The sequence below is a fragment of the Gordonia araii NBRC 100433 genome, from assembly GCF_000241265.1.
In the GTDB taxonomy this organism is placed as follows: Bacteria; Actinomycetota; Actinomycetes; order Mycobacteriales; family Mycobacteriaceae; genus Gordonia; species Gordonia araii.
Genome location: NZ_BAEE01000013.1, coordinates 79,899 through 97,530, shown reverse-complemented (window position 1 = coordinate 97,530; position 17,632 = coordinate 79,899). Strand labels below are relative to the sequence as shown.

Genomic DNA, 17,632 nt, shown 5'->3' with positions numbered 1-17,632 from the left:
GGAAGGGCGTCGCCCTGGCGACGGTGACCGTCACCCCGGGCGGGTGACCGTACCCGGGTTTGCAGCGCCACCTCGGTCAGAACAGGCCGCCGGTCACCGCTTTGCCGAGCTGGATGAACCCGATCAGGAGCATCGTGCCCGCGCGGATGAAGCTGTTGTGGCTCAGCGTCCAGTTGAAGATCCGGTGGGCGTTGTCGCCCTTCTCGTGCCAGCCGCCCAGAACCGCCATGGTCGGGGCGAGCACCGGAGCCGCGGCGGCCAGCATGAACACGATCGCCAGCCCGGTCGCCTCCGTCCGGGTGAGCGTCGCAGACAACACTTCGACGGCGGTGGCCGCGGTCAGCGCGAGGTTCGGCGGATTGGTGAGGAACACCAGGGCGCCCACGCGCAGTGAGCGCGGAGCGCTGAACGCCTCCAGATCCTTGATCGCCCGCGGTCGCGGCAATGCCTGCGCGAGTTCGCTCGGCGTACTGGCGGCCTGGAGTGCGGCGGTAACCTGCTGCGCCTTCCGGTAGTAGAGGAACGCGCCGGTCAAACAGATCACGCCGACGATGCCGTGCAGGATCCGGGCGCGCAACGCCTCCGGGTGCGGCTCGGTGAATCCGATGGCGTCGAGGAGGAACAGGAAGAACGCGAACACCGCCGCGATCGAGACGAGCCAGCCGAGTGTGAACGCCGCACAGTTGCGCTTCGCGTTCGGTCCCAGCATCAGGCCGACCATCGCCAACACCGCGAGCGGGCTCGCGATCAGACAGATCGCGATGGGGATGAACCGCCAAATCACCTCGAGCATGTGCCCATCTTCGTCCCGCCGCCCTCACCGCATGGGCAGTCTCATCCCGACGGGGTGAGTCACTTCTGCCAGCCGATGTCCTCCACCGGTCCGACGTAGAACATGCCCGCACCGTAGTTCGCGAGTCCGCGCTTCACGGCCACCATCGTCGGACCGTTGAACAACGGCAGGTTGGAGTACTGCTTGAACGCGTCGGTTTCGACGTCGTTGCCCGCCCTGATCTGCTCATCCGGGTCGGCGATCTGCTGCACCCGCCGAATCTTGGCGTCGAGTTCCGGCGATCCCGCGCCCGACCGGTTCAGCTGCGAGTTCGAGCACCAGATCTGGCAGAGATAGGCGGTTCCGAACGGGTCCGAGGATTGGAATCCCATCATGAACACGTCGAATTCCTTGCCCAGGACGACCTTAGAGAAGTCGGACGTCGGCCGAACCGAGATCGCCAGGTCGATACCGATCTGGCGCAGCATCGCCTGCATCGCCCGGGCGAGGTTCGTGCCCATCGCGTCGTCGCCGAGGATCGGCAGGTGCAGCGTGAGCTTCTGGCCGGGATGGTCGCGCTGCCGGCGCACCCCGTCACCGTCGGCCACCCATCCGGCGTCGTCGAGAAGGCGGCGCGCCCTCTCCTGGTCGTAGGTGATCGTCGAGCCGACGTTGTCGCGATAGCCGGGCTGGAACGGGAAGAGGAGGAAGGAGCCCGGAAGCTCCTCGGTGTAGCCCAGCCCGGTAAACCGGATGCGGGCGAGCGTCTCGCGGTCGATGCCGCGCAAGAGCGCCTCGCGGACCCGGATGTCGCGCAGGGCCGGTGTGGCCAGGTTGACGACCAGCAACGAATTCGCCGGGCTCGACGACAGGCGGACGTCGATGCCGTTCATCGTGACGACTTGGGCGCGATAGTCCTTGCTGCCGACACCGGTGGCGTCGAGTTCACCGTTGCGGAAGGCGTTGATCGACGCTTGCGGCTCCAATTGCCGGAACACCCGCCGATCGAGCTTGCCCGGCTCGCCCCACCACTTCGGATTCCGCCGGAAGACGACGGTACCGGCGTTGCGGTCGTAGGACTCGACCGTGTACGGGCCGGCGCCCAGGTCGGCGCGCGGGTTCTGGACATACGAGCGGTTGAAGTCGTCCGGGGTCACGATCTTCGGGTGCTGCAGGGTGTTGAACAGCCCGTCCGGCCACGCCCAGATACCGCGGAACCGCACGACCGCCTGCTTGTCGTCGACGCCGCGGGTCACCGACTCGATCTGGTCGTAGCCGTCGGTGCTGCTGGCGGTGTACCGGACATCGACGCCGCTGTTGACCCGCCAGGTGTTCGCGAAGGCCCGCCAGTCGATCGGCGTGCCGTCGTTGTAGGTCGCGCGCGGCTCGATCGTGTACGTCACGACCGTCCGTCCGTCGACGACTGCCTTCTTGACGTCGGTGAGGTAGTCCCGGTTGAAGGAGTACTCGCCGTCGGGCGAGAAGTAGGCGAGCACCGGGTTGTACCAGCGCCACAGCGCGAGCGTGTAGGCGGTGCCGTCGGCCTGGTGGGAGTTCCACTGCGGGGTGACCTCGGTCAGCGCCGTCGTGAGACTGCCGCCCTCCCGGACGTTCTCTCGCGGCTGTTCGTTGATCTGCGCCTGGCCCGGCTCGAAGGAACTGCCCGTCGAGAGGTCGACGCCGCAACCGGCGACCGCGGTGGAGAGGGCGATCGCCGCAATGACAGCACGTGCGAATCTCATGCCGGCACCTCGATCCTGGCTCGACGGGGATCCAGCGGCGGAACGGCGGCGATCAGTTCCCGCGTGTACGGGTGCTGAGGGTGGTCGAAAACCTCTGCGGTCGTGCCGGTTTCGACGAATTCCCCCGCTTTCATGACGGCGACCCGGTGGGCCACTCTGCGCACGACGGCAAGGTCGTGCGCGACGAGCAGGTAGGCGACCCCGGTCTGCTGCTGCACCGTGCGCAGCAATTCGAGGATGTCGGCCTGGATCGACACGTCCAGTGCCGACAACGGCTCGTCGAGCGCAATCACCTCCGGGCTCGTCGCAAGTGCGCGCGCGATCGCGAGGCGCTGCCGCTGCCCGCCGGAGAACGCGCGGGGGAACCGGTCGCCGTGGTCGGGGTCGAGACCGACCTGCTCGAGGAGTTCGGCGACGCGCGCGTACGCCTGCTGGCTCGACGCGCCGGTGACCCGCAGCGGCTCGGCGACGAGGTCGCGCGCGGTCATCCGGGGGTTGAGCGCACCCGCGGGGTCCTGGAAGACCATCGAGATCTGCCGGCGCAGGGTGCGCGCCTCACGCCCGCGCAGCGCCGCCGGATCGACGTCGCCGATGCGGATGACGCCGGGCGGCTGCCCGAAGGACATGATCTCGTGCAGCGTGGTCGACTTGCCGCTGCCGGACTCGCCGACGATCGCCAGCGTCTCGCCGGCCGCCAGGTCGAAGGAGACCCCGCGGACGGCGTGCACTTCACCGGTCCGTCGCCGCAGAAACCGCGACGTGACCGCGAACGTCTTGGTCAAGTTCGCCACGGTCAAGACGAACTGCCGGTCGCGAGGCGAGTCGTCCGGAACTGGGTCGTCGAGTGGCTCGTCTGGGTGGTCGAGTGCCGCATCCTGGGTGGTCGAGTGCCGTCGAGGCGCTAGCCGAGACGGCGTATCGAGACCCGGTGAGTCGAGTGCCTCGTCTGGGTGGTCGAGTGCCCGACGAGCTTGCGAGTCGGGTGTATCGAGACCCCCGAGCATCGGCCCGTCGATCCGCGGCACCGCGTCGAGCAGCCGGACGGTGTACGGATCCTGTGGATGGTCGAAGAGGTCCAGAACGGGCGCGCTCTCGACCGCCTTCCCGTCGCGCATGACGACCACGTCGTCGGCGACGCGGGCTACGACGCCGAAGTCGTGGGTGATCAGCAGCAGTCCCGCGTCGGTCTCGTGCTGCAGTGTGGTGAGCAGTTTGAGCACCTGCGCGGCAACGGTCACGTCGAGAGCGGTCGTCGGCTCGTCGGCGATGATGAGGTCGGGCTCGTTGGCGATCGCCATCGCGATCACGACGCGCTGCCGCTGCCCGCCCGAAAGTTGGTGCGGGTAGGCCTGGCTGCGCGCGGCCGGATCGGGGATGCCGACCGCGTCGAGCAGTTCGAGAGCCCGGGCGCGCGCGGCGGCAGCGCTCATCGACCGATGCGCCTGCAGCGCCTCGACGATCTGCGCGCCGACGGTAAACACGGGGGTCAGCGACGACAACGGATCCTGGAAGACCATGGCGATCTCGCTGCCGCGAACGGCCGACATCTCGCGGTCGCCCAGGCCGAGCAGTTCACGTCCGCCGAGCCTGGCCGATCCGGAGATCTGCGCCGAATCGGGCAGCAGCCCCATCACCGCGAGCGCCGACGCCGACTTGCCCGAGCCGGACTCCCCGACGATCGCCAGCGTCTTCCCGCGCTCGATCTCGAAGCTCAGGCCCTGCACGGCGTCGACCCGTCCCGCCTCGGAGCCGAACGCGACCTTCAGGTCGTCGACCCGCAGCAGCGCCGTCATTTCACGCCTCCCGCTTCGACCGGCTTCGCCTCGACCGGTTCGGCGACGGTCGGGTTGGCCGCGTTGGGGTCGAGGGCGTCGCGCAATCCGTCGGCCATCAGCGTCATCGAGACCGTCAGCAGCGTCAGCACGGCTGCGGGGAAATAGAACAGCCACGGCGAGGCGACGATGGTTCCGACCCCCGATTGCAGCAGCGAGCCGAGCGACACGTCGGGGATCTTCACGCCGAGCCCGAGGAAGGACAGCCCCGTTTCGGTGAGCACGGTGCCGACGACGCCGAGCGCGAAGTTGATGACGAGCAGCGACGAGAGGTTCGGGATGATGTGCCGGGCCACGATCCGCCACGGTCGCTCGCCCATGTAGCGCGCGGCGGTCACGAATTCGCGCTCGCGCAACGACACCGCCATCGAGTGCACGACCCTGGCCAGCATCATCCACCCGAAGACGATGAGCGCCACGATGATCCAGCGCCAGTCGCCGCCCGAGGCGTTGGCGGTCAGGGCGAGGATCAGGAAGCTCGGCACCACCATCAGCAGGTAGACGACGCCGAGCGTCGCCTTCTCCACCCATCCGCCGAAGTAGGCGGCGAGCGAGCCCGCGACCGCCGCGATCAGCGTCGTTCCCGCCGCTACGGCGAGTGCGATGATCAACGACCGCTGCAGGCCGTGGACCACCTGCGCGTAGAGGTCGTTGCCCGCGTCGTTGGTGCCGAACCAGTGGCCGCGGCTCGGCGGGAAGCCGATGGCGAGGAAGTCGGTGTCGGTGTAGCTGTAGCGGGTCAGAAAGCCGCCGAAGAGAGCGAAGGCGACCAGCAGCGCGAACAGGACCAGGCCGACGACGGCTGACCGTCGTCGCGTGAACCGTTGCCACATCAGCGATTTCATCGGTTCACCCGCACTCTCGGATCGAGGACGACGACGGCGACATCGGCGAGGATCGCGCCGATCGCGGTCGCGAGGGCGCCGAAGGCGGCAACCGCGACGGCGCCGTGGATGTCGTTGGTGTTGATCGACGTCACGAAGTATCGGCCCATCCCCTCCCACCCGAAGATGGTCTCGGTGATGACCGCGCCGGTGAAGATCGCCGGAACGGCGAAGGCGATGCCGACGGCGACCGGGATGATCGCGGTCCGCAGCGCGTGCTTGCGGACGGCTTGCCCACGGGTCAGGCCCTTGGCCCGGGCCGTACGGACATAGTCGGCGTCGATGGTGTCGAGCAACAGCGACCGCTGCAGGAAGTGCAGGCCCGCGTATTGCGCGATGACCAGGGTGATCGTCGGGAGGATGAGGTGTTTGAGCCGGTCGAGCACAGTCGGCCAGAATCCGTCGACGTCGATGCTGCGTGCGCCGGAGACGAAGAAGATCGATTGCCCGGTCGTCTGGTTGACGGTGATGCCGATCAGCACGACGGCGAGGCCGATGACCGCGACCGGAATGTTGAGCAGGAAGATCGAGATCGCTTGGGTGACACGGTCGGAGACCCGGTACTGCCGCATGGCCGTGTACACGCCGAGCCCAACGCCGATGACCGTGGCGAGCACCGTCGCACCGAACACGAGCTGGGCGGAAACCCCTGCGCGGTAGGCGATCTGGTCGTTGACACTCACACCGACGGGGCTACTCCCCCAATCCCAGTGCAGCAGGATGTTCGTCAGCCAGGTCCACCAGCGTTCCAGGATCGGCGTCTTCTCGTTGAGGTTGTACGAGCTCAGCGTCGCGTCGACGACGTCGGGCGGCAGCGGCGGCTTGCGGACGGCGTAGTTGGAGCGCGGGTCCAGGAATGCGGTGGCGATGAAGTAGGTCAGGTTGACCGCGACGAAGACGAGTAACGACCACGTGGCGATGCGCCGCGCGATGTACCCGATCAATGCCGCCGCCTTTCGCCGACCGTGCCCAGTTTCCCGCCGAGCGTGCCCAGTTTCTCGCCGACCGTGCCCAGTTTCTCGCCGAGCGTGCCCAGATTTCCGCCGACTGTGCCCAGATTTCCGCCGACTGTACCCAAGGTTCCGTCGACTGTAGCCGCAGATCCTGTCGACCGCAGCGATCCGACCGTCAACTCATGGTTGACGACCACCGATCGTCAACCTATGGTTGACGCATGGCTGATTCACCGACACCCCAGCAACTCACCGGCGTTCGCCTCGACGATCTGATCGCGGGCATCCGCAAGGCCTACGACGACCCGCTCGAGCAACTGACCGGCGCCATGAACGTTTCCGCGCACTTGGGTGAGGTCGGCGATTCACTCATCGGCCATTTCGTCGACCAGGCCCGCAGGGCGGGCGAGTCGTGGACCGCGATCGGGTCGAGCATGGGAGTGACAAAGCAAGCCGCTCAAAAACGCTTCGTCAGCCGCCCCGACACCGCGGACCCGTTCAGCCGGTTCACCCCACGCGCGCGCAACCTGATCACCGGTGCGCACAACGATGCGCTGGCGGCGGGCGATGCCGCCGTGACGCCACGACACCTCGCTCGACACCTGCTCGCCGACCGGGCCGCCCTCGCCGTCGTCGCACTGGGTGATGCCGGTGCCGATGTCGAAGCCCTAGTCGGTTCGTTCGGCGCGCCCGAGGCCGCCGCAGCCAGCACGGATTCCGGCGCACCCACCGTCGTCCCCTATGACGACGCCTCAACCGAGATCCTGAAGCGGACTCTTGCCGTCGCATTGGAACGCGGTCACAACTACATCGGAACCGAACACCTCTTGCTCGCACTCTTCGACGACGACGTCGTCAGTGCGACGCTGACCGAGCATGGCGCCGACCCCAACAAGGTCGATGCGGCGATCACGAAGCTGCTCGGCGGTTTGAGCTGACCTGCTCGGTTGTGGTCTCGATACGTCGCCTCGGCTAGCGCCTCGCCGACACTCGACCACCGTCGGGCACGGTCGATTGAGCTGAGGTGCCCACTCGGCGGTCAGCGGCGCCACGACTCGTACGAGCGCGGGTCCTCGACCGGCTCCAGGTGCACCGTCACGACCAGGTCTTCGACCGCAGCGCGCAGCCGCTCCTCCACCTCTTCGACGAGGTCGTGTCCGCGCTGGACCGACCACTCGCCGGGCACCAGCATGTGCATCTGCAGGAACCGTTGATGACCGCCCGTGCGGGTCCGGATGTCGTGGAACTCGACGGGCTCGCCGTCGCCCCCCGACCGTGCCCGGGTCCGGAACTCGTCGAGCACCTCGTCGATCGCGGCCACCTCCTTGTCGGGCAGCGCGGCATCCATCAGCCCCGACGTCGACTCGGCGATCAGGCGGTACCCGACGAACAGGATGTTGATCGCGACGGCGATCGCGATAATCGGATCGAGCCGATCCCAACCGGTGAGGGCCACGACCACGACTCCCACGACGACGCCCGCCGTCGTCACGAGATCGGTCATGAGGTGTCGCCCGTCCGCGGTCAACGTGATCGACCGGTATCGGCGCCCGGCGCGGATCAGCACCAGTGCGACGATCCCGTTGATCACCGCTGCCGCGATCGAGATCCCGATGCCGATGCCCAGCGACTCCAGCGGGCGGGGATTGAGCAACCGCTCGACCGCCGAGTAGATGATGACGGCCGCCGCGACGACGATCATGGCGCCCTCGACGCCGGCGGAGAAGTACTCGGCCTTGGCGTGACCGAAGTTGTGTGAATCGTCCGCTGGCTTCGCCGCGATCCCCAGCACGATCAGCGCCACGACCGCCGCCACGAGGTTCACCACCGACTCGGCGGCGTCGGACAGCAGGCCGACCGACCCGGTGATCCACCACGCACCGGTTTTGAGCGCGATGGTCGCCAGGGCCGTGGCGATGCTCAGCCAGGCGAACCGCTGCAGTCGGGCGCGTCGAGTCACCCCGACATTGTCGCGCATGGCGGCGATATGACGCAGATCACACTCGAATGGGTCACACTGGAACCATGCTCGATGAGATGGAAGCCGAGGCAGCAGCCCTCTATGCCGACGGCGACTACATAGCGGCGCTCGCCGAATTCTCGGTCCTCGCCGAGATCCGCGCGCGCCGGGAAGGCCCGTATTCGCCCCGGTACCTCGACAATTTGCACGACTGCATTCGATGCGCCTACGAGTTGAGCCGCTGGCCCGATTGCGTTGGCCTATGCACCGAATTGCACGGCAAGTACGTCCGGACCCACGGCCGGGCGGAAACCGACACCGTCGATGTCGCGAAGAAGTGGGCGTGGGCACTGCTGAATCTGCAGGATTACCCCCGCGCGGTCGCCCTTTACCTGCAGACCGCCGACGCTTTGTGGGAAACGGACATGACCGCCGCCCGGCGCCTATTGGGAGCGGCGGTCGCCTATCGCGAAGAAGTCGACGCCACCGAACTGGCCGAGCCCCTGAGGCACGGAGTCGATCTGCTCACCACGATCACCGAACTGAGCAACAAAAAGACCAACGCCAACCCGTCACTCACGGTGGACGGATTGGCGTCGGCCTCTTAGTTCGTCTGTGCGTCGATACGCGACGCGGCGCTTAGACCTTCTTGGGAAGGGTGAGCAGCGAAACGATGCTGACGATGATCAGCAGGATCGCCGAGACCCAGATGAAGGTCGACAGCCCGAGGTTGGGCCAGACCAGCAGGATGATGCCTGCCGCGATCGACACGACGCCGGAGAGAACCGCCAACCACACCGAGGTGTGACGCGAGCCGGTGGTCGCGCTGAACAGGTCGGCGAAGCCCTGGAAGATCCAGCCGACGCCGATGAAGACCGCGAGGTACCAGACGCGCTCGTCCGGGCTCCACAGCACGACGATGCCGGCCCAGATGATGGCGAGGCCGATGAGGCCCAGCGCGAAACGCAGGCCGCCCGACAAGTAGGTCGCGGCGAAGGATTGGTACAGCCGGAACAGGCCGGCGGCGATCAGCGCGATACCCAGCAGGATGCCGATCACGTTAATGGTGGCCGACGGCCAGAACAGCGCAATGACACCGACGGCGATACCGACCAGTGCCGAGAAGATGACGGTACCGCGTACGGCACCGACCACAGTCTCCGGGATTTGACGTTCGTAATCAGCAATTGTCATGGCATTAGGCTAGCCCAGACTTTCATTCCTGTCGCAACAAAGCGCTATTCAATTCGTGGCGGGTCGAGTGCTCCCAGAATTGGCGGCCGTGTAATAAGGGATACATGGCCAAACCCAGTTTCTTCACCGAGGCCGACGGCCGCTTCGAGGCAACCCGCTTTGCCCTGAGCCTATGGGGACCGCGGACCCTCAACGGCCCGGCCGTGTGCGCATTGGCGGCCCGGGCAGCCGAAGGCACAGGTGGAGCAGAGGGCTTCCGCCCGGCCCGTTTCACCATCGACCTCTTTCGCGCGGCCCGGCAGGATCCGACGACCACGACCGCGACGGTGCTGCGTGACGGGGGACGCGTCCGCGTCGTCGAGGTCGACGTGTTCCAGCACCCCGACGACGCCGCCGACCCCGTTCTCGTCGCGCGATCGACCACCGTCTTCCTCAAAGAAGCCACCAACCCGCCCGGCGAACGCTGGTCGCGCCCCACGACGAGCTTCACCCCGCCGCCCGTTCCCGACGACGACTTCTACCCGCGGTTTGCCGCCGACGCGACCATCGATGCCGAGGGCAACGCCGTCGAGGCGATCCCGTGGACGAGCGACCTCGCCGCCCTGCAGGGCCCCGGCCGCAAACGCCACTGGACCCGCCCGCTCCCCGTCGTCCCGGACGAGCTCCCGTCGCCGTTCGTCGGCGCGGTCATCGCGGCCGAGTCGAGCAGTCTCATGGGCAACTGGGGGACGACCGGGATCGGATTCATCAACTGCGACCTCACCGTCGCGCTGGCGCGCCTGCCGCGGGGTGTCCGCGTCGGCGTCGAATCGGACTTCCACGTCGAGGACACCGGCATCTCGGTGAGCACGAGCGTCCTCCACGACGACGACGGGCCGATCGGCACCGGCCTCGTCACGGCGGTCAACAACGCCAAGGCGGAGATCGACTTCACGACCGTCTCCCCCGAGGACCGCATGCGGCAGGCGTGAGCTACATCACACTGTTACCGGGTCGGAGTCTCAAAGCGATAACGATCGCTGGTAGCCTGCGATCCATGCTTTCTCGTTCTCTCCGTGTGAAGTCGGTCGCGCTTGCCGTCGCCGGCGCGACCGCCGCAGCCCTGGCGACCGCCACCGCCCCGGAGGCCGACGCATTCGTCGCCGGACGCGGGCACACCGTCGCGCGCATCACGGGCCCGGGATCGATCAACGACACCGTCGGCCGGTACAACATCATCGGTACCGACTTGGGCATCCTCTGGGACAACGGACGCAACGAGATCCTCGCCGCCTTCGGCGACACCCAGTCGTTCAACGGGTGGTCGCTCCTGCGCGGGCAGCTCTTCCACATCCGGTCCAACGCGCTGCTGCGCAGCCGCGACCGCAATCTCTTCGACGGCCTGACCTTCACCGGCCACTCCGGCCCGCCCGGACACGCGAAGCGGCTCATCAAGCCCACCCGCCGCGAGATCACCATAGTCCCCACCGGCGGCGTCTCGGTGAAGGGCAAGCAGTACATGGGCATCCAGGCGGTCAACCTGTGGGGCGACGCAGGACGCTGGCAGACGCGGTACGGGGCACTCGCGGTGTCGGGCAACAACGGCCGCAGCTTCAAGCGCATCACCGCCTACCGCCCCAATTACAAGGGCAACCGCAAGTTCCAGCAGACCTCGATGATGAAGGACGGCGGCTACGTCTACGTCTACGGCACGCCCAGCGGCCGCTACGGCGCCGTCTACCTGGCCCGCGTACCCGAGGCGAAGATCGAGAATCTCGGCGCCTACGAGTACTGGTCGGTGCGCCGCTGGGTGAAGGCCCGCCCGTCGGCCGCGACGCCGATCATGAGCGCACCGACCGGCGAGATGTCGGTGGCCTACAACAAGTACCTCGGCCGCTACGTGTCGCTCGCGACGCGCGACGGTGCGACGATGCGCACCGCGCCTAATCCCCAGGGTCCGTGGACTCGCGGGCACAACATCGTGCCGGCCAACGACCCGATGGGCGGCTACGCGCCGTTCATCCACCCCTGGTCGCTCGAGGGCCCGACGATGTTCTTCACCTACTCGATCTGGCACGGGTACCAGGTGTACCTGATGCGCGTGAACCTGCGCCGCCCGTAGCAGCGCACGAACGGCCGGCGAGCCCCGCACATCAGGTGCGGGGCTCGCTTGCTCTCTCCACCCGAATCTCTTAGCCGACCGGAAGGCTGATCAATGTCCGAGCACCGCTACCGCCTCACGACCACCTGGACCGGCAACCGCGGAACGGGGACTAGCGGTTACCGGGACTACGACCGCTGCGCGAGTATCGAGGCCGACGGAAAGCCGGTCCTGCTCGCGTCGGCGGACAAGGCCTTCCGCGGCGACCCGGCGCGGTGGAACCCCGAGGACTTCCTCGTCGCAGCGCTGTCGGAATGTCACCTGCTCGCCTACCTGCACGCCTGCGTCGAAGCCGGCGTCGTCGTGCTCGCCTACCGCGATGAGGCGACCGGAACGATGCGCCAGGACGGCAACGGCGGCTCCTTCAGCGAGGTCGTGCTGCGGCCTCGTGTCACGGTCGCCGACGAGTCGATGGTCGCCGACGCGCTCGCCGCACACGACCGAGCACACGAGTGGTGTTTCATCGCGAACTCGGTCAACTTCCCGGTACGCCACGACGCGACGGTCGTCGTCGGTTCTGCGCCCGGATCCCCCGGCATCTGAGCCGCGGTATTCGCGGCGAGCGCCAGCCCGCCTCCGTATCATGGTGACTCAGGTCACAGCAATGTCGGAGGCCCTCATGCCCAATCGGTTCCTGCACTACGGCGGCAGCAAGTACATCCTCAACCGCGAAGGCGAGGCGCGTCTGCAGCGCGTGCTCGAATCGGTGTACGGCACCGGTGTGAACCACCAGTGGTTCACCCTCTACCCCGACAGCTCGACGCCGTGCAGCCTGCTGATCGCACCGGGCGTACCCATGTCGGTGGAGACGGAATACGAGATCGGCGACGACGTCGACGCTCAACTCTGACGCGCAGTCGGTTCACGCTGGCCTCGTGCCGCCTATCGTAGAGCCATGCGAATCGGAGCCCACCTGCGCGAGGACGACAACCCGCTGGCGACAGCCGAGGAGCTCGGCATCGACCTCTTCCAGATGTTCGTCACCGACCCGCAGGGCTGGAAGAAGCCCGAGCAACGGTCCGACGCCGAGGCGATCGCCGCCTCGCCCATCGACGTCGTCGTCCACTCCAGCTACCAGATCAACGTTGCGAGCCTGAACAACCGGCTGCGGATGCCGTCCCGCAAGGCGGTCGAACAGCAGGCCGCGGCCGCCGCCGAACTCGGCGCCTTCGGCCTCGTCGTCCACGGGGGCCATCTCCGCGACGGGGAGGAGTCCGCGCTCGGCTTCGAGAATTGGCGCAAGCTCTTCGAGCGCCAGGAGGACAAGGGCGGTTTCGGGGTGCCGATCCTGATCGAGAACACCGCGGGGGGCGATCACGCGATGGCACGCACCCTCGAGTCCATCGAGCGCCTGTGGGACGCGGTCGGCGACTACGAGCAGGCCGGGTTCTGCCTCGACACCTGCCACGCGTGGGCCGGCGGCGAGGACCTCGTCGGGCTCGTCGAGCGCGTCCGCGCTATCACCGGCCGTATCGACCTCGTGCACTTGAACAATTCGCGCGACGAGTTCGACTCGGGGCGCGACCGGCACGCGAACCTCGCCGACGGCCACATCGACCCCGACGTTCTCCTCGGCGTCATCGCCGCCGCCGACGCTCCCGTGGTGCTCGAGACTCCGGCCCCCGGAATCCCCGATGACCTGGAGTTTCTACGCGATAAGCTGTGATGCGGGCCGGTTGATCGAGTTCACAGAACCTCCAGTTGTCCGAGCCCGGGATCTAGGAGTATTCTAGCCTGGTTACCGACGAGTAACTTAGCTCGCCGGGGCGCTGGCTCCGCGACGACAACCCAACAGCGAATCCCCATCGGGCCTCTCCGACCCGACCAGCCCAAGACAAAAGGAATGCACCACCATGGGCCATTACAAGTCCAACCTGCGTGACCTTCAGTTCAACCTGTTCGAGGTTCTCGACCTGGAAAAGGTCCTCGGTGAAGGCGAGTTCAGCGACCTGGACCGCGACACCGTCAACGACATGCTTCGCGAGGTCGCGGCGCTGGCCGAGGGCCCGATCGCCGAGCCCTTCGCCGACACCGACCGCAACCCGCCGGTGTTCGACCCGGAGACCCACACCATCGCCATCCCCGAAGGCTTCAAGAAGGCCGTCAACACCTTCCAGGAGTCGGGCTGGCAGTTCACCGGGCTGAACGAGGAGCTGGGCGGCGTTCCGGTGCCCTCGTCGGTCAAGTGGAGCATCGCGGAGCTGATGCTCGGCGCCCAGCCGGCCGCCTTCATGTACATGGCCGGCCCGTCGTTCGCCCAGGTCTTCTACAACAACGGCACCGACGAGCAGAAGGAATGGGCCAAGATCATCGCCGAGCGCGGCTGGGGCGCCACCATGGTCCTCACCGAGCCCGACGCCGGCTCCGACGTCGGCGCGGGCCGCACCAAGGCCGTCCAGCAGGAAGACGGCAGCTGGCACATCGACGGTGTGAAGCGCTTCATCACCTCGGCCGACTCCGACGACATGTTCGAGAACGTCTTCCACCTGGTGCTCGCCCGCCCCGAGGGCGCCGGCCCCGGCACCAAGGGCCTGTCGCTGTTCTACGTCCCGAAGGTCCACTTCGACTTCGAGACGCAGGAGTTCGGTGAGCGCAACGGTGTCTTCGTGACCAACGTCGAGCACAAGATGGGCCTCAAGGCGTCGGCCACCTGTGAGCTGACCTTCGGCCAGCACGGCGTGCCGGCCAAGGGCTGGCTCGTCGGCGAGGTCCACAACGGCATCGCCCAGATGTTCGACGTCATCGAGCACGCCCGCATGATGGTCGGCACCAAGGCCATCTCGACGCTCTCGACCGGCTACCTCAACGCGCTGGAGTACGCCAAGCAGCGCGTGCAGGGCGCCGACCTGACGCAGATGACCGACAAGACCGCACCGCGCGTCACCATCACCCACCACCCGGACGTGCGCCGTTCGCTGATGACCCAGAAGGCCTACGCCGAGGGTCTGCGCGCGGTCTACCTGTTCACCGCGGCGCACCAGGACGAGGCGACCGCCCAGGTCGTCACCGGCGCCGACAAGGACATGGCGTTCAAGGTCAACGACCTGATGCTGCCGATCGTCAAGGGCGTCGGCTCCGAGCGCGCCTACGAGAAGCTCACCGAGTCGCTGCAGACCCTCGGCGGTTCGGGCTTCCTGCAGGACTACCCGATCGAGCAGTACATCCGCGACTCGAAGATCGACTCTCTCTATGAAGGCACGACCGCGATCCAGGCGCAGGACTTCTTCTTCCGGAAGATCATCCGCGACAAGGGCCAGGCCCTCGCGCACGTCGCCGGCCAGATCTCCGAGTTCATCAAGAACGACGAGGTCGACGGCCGTCTCAAGGGCGAGCGCGCACTGCTCAACACCGCGCTGGAGGACGTGCAGGGCATGGCGGCGACGCTGACCGGCTTCCTCATGTCCGCGCAGGAGGACCCGAAGCAGCTGTACAAGGTCGGCACCGGTTCGGTGCGCTTCCTGCTCGCCGTCGGCGATCTGGTCATCGGCTGGCTGCTGCTGCGCCAGGCCGAGGTCGCCCTCGCCGCGCTGGACGCCGGTGCCGCGGGCGACGACAAGGCCTTCTACGAGGGCAAGGTCGCCGTCGCATCGTTCTTCGCGAAGAACATGCTGCCGCAGCTCACCTCGACCCGCGCCATCCTCGAGAACATCGACAACGACATCATGGAACTCGACGAAGCCGCGTTCTGATTCGGCTGAGCACAGCACGTACGGCGGCCCGCGACGACTTCGTCGCGGGCCGTCGTTCGTGAAACGGTCCCCCGGCTCCGCTCGAACCGGCCACCGCCCGCTCCCGCTCGCGCGGTACCGTCGGGGAATGAATCCGGCCGCGAGCGAGTTCCCCTCTTCGATGGGGAAGGTCGCGCCCCGCGAACTGGCGGCCAACGGCATCACCACGTTCGACCAGCTGACCGGATACACCGCACGGGAGCTGCTTGCCATCCACGGCGTCGGCCCCAAGGCGATCCGCATTCTGCGCGACGAACTCGGTGCCAGGGGAATGAGTTTCAAGGACGAATGACCGACACAGTCGACGACGCGCCCAGCACACCTGCGACGCGCGAGCGAAGCGATCACCCGCAACGGTGGGCCTTCGGATACCTGCTCTCCCTGCTGGCCCTCGCCCTCGGCGTATCCGGTCTGCCGTCGCCGCTGTACCCGATCTACCAGGAGCAGTGGGGACTGAGCCCGTTGACGATCACCGTCGTCTTCGCGGTCTACGCGATCGGGGCGCTCGCCTCGGCGCTCACCGTCGGGCCGATCTCCGACGCCATCGGGCGCAAGCCGGTGCTGATCACCGCGGCGCTGGCGATCCTCACCGGCCTCGGTCTGTTCTTGATCGCCGGCTCGGCCTGGCAGCTGATCGTCGCGCGGTTCCTGCACGGTGCCGCGATCGGCGCGATCACGGTCGTGTCCGGCGCCGCCCTGCTCGACGTGCGTCCGCGCGACGGCGCCCGGAACGGCATGGTGAGCGGAGTCGCGCTCAACGTCGGGATCGCGGTCACCGCACTGGGAGCCGCGGCGGCCGCGCAGTGGTCGTCGATCCCCCTTCGGCTGCCGTTCGCGATCGTCGCGGCCGTCGTCGCGCTGATGCTGGTGGCCCTGATCGCCCTCGTCGAGCCGCACGTCGGGAAGACCGGCGACCGCATCCGGATCGCCCGGCCGTCGGTGCCGAGCGCGATCCGGACGGATTTCGCGTTCTCCGGGATCGGCATCTTCACGTCGTGGTCGGTGCTGGGCGTCTTCCTCAGCCTCTACCCGGCCCTGACCCAGCACGCCACCGGCCATCCGTCGGTGATCTTCGTGGGCGTCGTCATCTCCGTCATGGCCGCGGCGTCGGCCGTCTCCCAGTGGCTGAGCGGACGGTTCAACCCCCGCAAGACCGCGGTCGTCGGCAACATCGGGATGATCGTCTCGCTGCTGTGCGCGATCTGGGCGCTGCACACGGGTCTCACGTGGTTCGTCATCGCCGATTCGGTTGCACTGGGCGCCGCGTTCGGCCTCGCGTTCGGCGGGTCCCTGCGGCACCTCAACGCGGTGACGCCCGCCGATGCGCGCGGACGGGTGATGAGCGCCTACTACCTGCTCGGCTATCTGGCGATGGCCATTCCGACGGTCACCGCCGGCGCGCTGGCGTCGAGGTTCGGAACGGCGGCGATCTTCCCCTGGTTCGTCGTGGCCGTCGCCGTCGCCTCACTGGTCGCCGCGATCGTCGGCCTTCGCTCCCGCGACCGTCCGGCGACCATCGTCGACATCGACTGTCCACGACCGGACTAGCCGCACCCAACAGGACGCGACAAGCTCCAACACACAAAGGTGTTGGAGCTTGTCGCGGGTAGTCGGATCTGCTGTGCGAACTACTTCGGTGGCATCCGGATGCCGCCGTCGACGCGGATGACCTCGGCGTTCATATAGGAGTTGGTGATCAGCTCCTCGACCATCGACGCCAACTCGTCGGGCACGCCCAGACGCTTGGGGAAGAGCACGCTCTCGCCGAGCTTGGCCTTGAACGCCTCCGACTCCGGGCCCTCGCCGTAAATCGGGGTGTCGATCAGGCCCGGCGCGATGCAGTTGACGCGGACGCCGACCGCCGAGAGGTCGCGCGCGACCGGCAGGGTCATTCCCACGACGCCGCCCTTGGACGACGAGTAGGCGGCCTGGCCGATCTGACCGTCGAAGGCCGCGACGCTGGCCAGGTTGACGATGGCGCCGCGCTCGCCGTTCTCGTTCGGCTCGTTGCGGCTCATCGCGGTCGCGGCGAGGCGCACCACGTCGAAGGTGCCGACGAGGTTGATGGCGATGACCTTCTTGTACAGGTCCAGATTGTGCGCCGACGCGAACTCGCCGTCCTTGCCGACGGTGCGCTGCGCCCAGCCGATGCCGGCCGAGTTGACGACCGCGCGCAACGGGGCGATGGCGGTCGCCGCGTTGACGGCGGCCTCGATCTGCTCGGTGTCGGTCACGTCGACGGCGACGAACTTGCCGCCGATCGCCTCGGCGATCTTCTCGCCGTCCTCTGCCTTCAGGTCGGCGATGACGACCGTGGCGCCCTGCTTGGCGAGGCGGCGGGCAGAGGCCGCGCCGATGCCGGAGGCACCGCCGGTGACGATTGCACTTGCTCCCTTGATATCCATACCGCGAGAATACGGAACGGTG

Annotated in this window: 19 protein-coding genes; 10 read left to right on the top strand and 9 right to left on the bottom strand. The window is 67.4% G+C overall.

The window, feature by feature from the left end; genetic code table 11:
- Nucleotides 1-76 precede the first annotated feature (76 nt).
- Genes GOARA_RS02540 through GOARA_RS02515 form a run of 6 tightly spaced genes read right to left on the bottom strand, consistent with a single transcriptional unit; the run spans nucleotide 77 to nucleotide 6,308 of the window.
- Entirely contained in the window at nucleotides 77-793 is a 717-nt protein-coding gene (locus GOARA_RS02540) for a GAP family protein (protein ID WP_007320719.1), read from the bottom strand.
- Nucleotides 794-852: 59 nt separating this feature from the next.
- Nucleotides 853-2,514: an ABC transporter family substrate-binding protein gene (locus tag GOARA_RS02535; RefSeq protein ID WP_007320718.1), complete on the bottom strand. Its 1,662-nt coding sequence runs from the start codon at nucleotides 2,512-2,514 to the stop codon at nucleotides 853-855.
- Nucleotides 2,511-4,307 (bottom strand): dipeptide ABC transporter ATP-binding protein, encoded by a 1,797-nt coding sequence (locus tag GOARA_RS02530; RefSeq protein ID WP_007320717.1) that lies wholly within the window; start codon nucleotides 4,305-4,307, stop codon nucleotides 2,511-2,513. The genes GOARA_RS02535 and GOARA_RS02530 overlap by 4 nt, the downstream gene beginning before the upstream one ends.
- The gene (locus GOARA_RS02525) at nucleotides 4,304-5,191 is read right to left on the bottom strand and encodes an ABC transporter permease (RefSeq protein WP_007320716.1); all 888 of its coding nucleotides are present in this window, start codon (nucleotides 5,189-5,191) and stop codon (nucleotides 4,304-4,306) included. The genes GOARA_RS02530 and GOARA_RS02525 overlap by 4 nt, the downstream gene beginning before the upstream one ends.
- Complete coding sequence (locus GOARA_RS02520) at nucleotides 5,188-6,174, bottom strand: ABC transporter permease (RefSeq protein ID WP_007320715.1); 987 nt, start codon at nucleotides 6,172-6,174, stop codon at nucleotides 5,188-5,190. Before GOARA_RS02520 ends, GOARA_RS02525 begins: the two co-directional genes overlap by 4 nt.
- Complete coding sequence (locus GOARA_RS02515; RefSeq protein ID WP_170265595.1) at nucleotides 6,171-6,308, bottom strand: hypothetical protein; 138 nt, start codon at nucleotides 6,306-6,308, stop codon at nucleotides 6,171-6,173. Before GOARA_RS02515 ends, GOARA_RS02520 begins: the two co-directional genes overlap by 4 nt.
- Nucleotides 6,309-6,404: 96 nt before the next feature.
- Between GOARA_RS02515 and GOARA_RS02510 the strand changes: the two genes are divergently transcribed.
- Nucleotides 6,405-7,121, top strand: a complete 717-nt coding sequence (locus tag GOARA_RS02510; protein WP_007320713.1) for a Clp protease N-terminal domain-containing protein — start codon at nucleotides 6,405-6,407, stop codon at nucleotides 7,119-7,121.
- A gap of 101 nt (nucleotides 7,122-7,222) precedes the next feature.
- Here the strand turns inward: GOARA_RS02510 and GOARA_RS02505 are convergent, their stop codons facing one another.
- Nucleotides 7,223-8,161: a cation diffusion facilitator family transporter gene (locus GOARA_RS02505; protein ID WP_040521466.1), complete on the bottom strand. Its 939-nt coding sequence runs from the start codon at nucleotides 8,159-8,161 to the stop codon at nucleotides 7,223-7,225.
- Between the two features lie 47 nt (nucleotides 8,162-8,208).
- Between GOARA_RS02505 and GOARA_RS02500 the strand changes: the two genes are divergently transcribed.
- Nucleotides 8,209-8,751, top strand: coding sequence for a hypothetical protein (locus GOARA_RS02500; protein WP_007320711.1), 543 nt, complete (start codon nucleotides 8,209-8,211; stop codon nucleotides 8,749-8,751).
- A gap of 31 nt (nucleotides 8,752-8,782) precedes the next feature.
- Here GOARA_RS02500 and GOARA_RS02495 read toward each other — a convergent pair whose 3' ends face one another.
- A complete protein-coding gene (locus tag GOARA_RS02495; RefSeq protein WP_007320710.1) occupies nucleotides 8,783-9,337 on the bottom strand; it encodes an HdeD family acid-resistance protein in 555 nt (184 codons plus the stop codon).
- A gap of 104 nt (nucleotides 9,338-9,441) precedes the next feature.
- On the opposite strand from GOARA_RS02495, the gene GOARA_RS02490 reads away from it, so the two are divergent.
- From GOARA_RS02490 to GOARA_RS02455, 8 genes are all read left to right on the top strand, one after another.
- Nucleotides 9,442-10,308, top strand: a complete 867-nt coding sequence (locus GOARA_RS02490; RefSeq protein ID WP_007320709.1) for an acyl-CoA thioesterase domain-containing protein — start codon at nucleotides 9,442-9,444, stop codon at nucleotides 10,306-10,308.
- 65 nt (nucleotides 10,309-10,373) lie between these two features.
- Nucleotides 10,374-11,438: a glycoside hydrolase family 183 protein gene (locus GOARA_RS02485; protein ID WP_007320708.1), complete on the top strand. Its 1,065-nt coding sequence runs from the start codon at nucleotides 10,374-10,376 to the stop codon at nucleotides 11,436-11,438.
- Between the two features lie 93 nt (nucleotides 11,439-11,531).
- On the top strand, nucleotides 11,532-12,020 hold the full coding sequence (locus tag GOARA_RS02480) for an OsmC family protein (RefSeq protein WP_007320707.1): 489 nt from the start codon (nucleotides 11,532-11,534) through the stop codon (nucleotides 12,018-12,020).
- Nucleotides 12,021-12,096: 76 nt separating this feature from the next.
- On the top strand, nucleotides 12,097-12,327 hold the full coding sequence (locus tag GOARA_RS02475; RefSeq protein WP_040521496.1) for a hypothetical protein: 231 nt from the start codon (nucleotides 12,097-12,099) through the stop codon (nucleotides 12,325-12,327).
- Between the two features lie 45 nt (nucleotides 12,328-12,372).
- A complete protein-coding gene (locus GOARA_RS02470) occupies nucleotides 12,373-13,143 on the top strand; it encodes a deoxyribonuclease IV (RefSeq protein ID WP_007320705.1) in 771 nt (256 codons plus the stop codon).
- Nucleotides 13,144-13,330: 187 nt separating this feature from the next.
- Nucleotides 13,331-15,166 (top strand): acyl-CoA dehydrogenase, encoded by a 1,836-nt coding sequence (locus GOARA_RS02465; protein WP_007320704.1) that lies wholly within the window; start codon nucleotides 13,331-13,333, stop codon nucleotides 15,164-15,166.
- 127 nt (nucleotides 15,167-15,293) lie between these two features.
- Nucleotides 15,294-15,497 carry a helix-hairpin-helix domain-containing protein gene (locus GOARA_RS02460; RefSeq protein ID WP_007320703.1) on the top strand — a complete coding sequence of 68 codons (204 nt, stop codon included), beginning with the start codon at nucleotides 15,294-15,296 and terminating at the stop codon, nucleotides 15,495-15,497.
- Nucleotides 15,494-16,753 carry an MFS transporter gene (locus tag GOARA_RS02455; protein ID WP_007320702.1) on the top strand — a complete coding sequence of 420 codons (1,260 nt, stop codon included), beginning with the start codon at nucleotides 15,494-15,496 and terminating at the stop codon, nucleotides 16,751-16,753. The genes GOARA_RS02460 and GOARA_RS02455 overlap by 4 nt, the downstream gene beginning before the upstream one ends.
- 80 nt (nucleotides 16,754-16,833) lie before the next feature.
- On the opposite strand, the gene GOARA_RS02450 is transcribed toward GOARA_RS02455, so the two are convergent.
- Entirely contained in the window at nucleotides 16,834-17,610 is a 777-nt protein-coding gene (locus tag GOARA_RS02450; RefSeq protein ID WP_007320701.1) for an SDR family NAD(P)-dependent oxidoreductase, read from the bottom strand.
- Nucleotides 17,611-17,632: the final 22 nt, after the last annotated feature.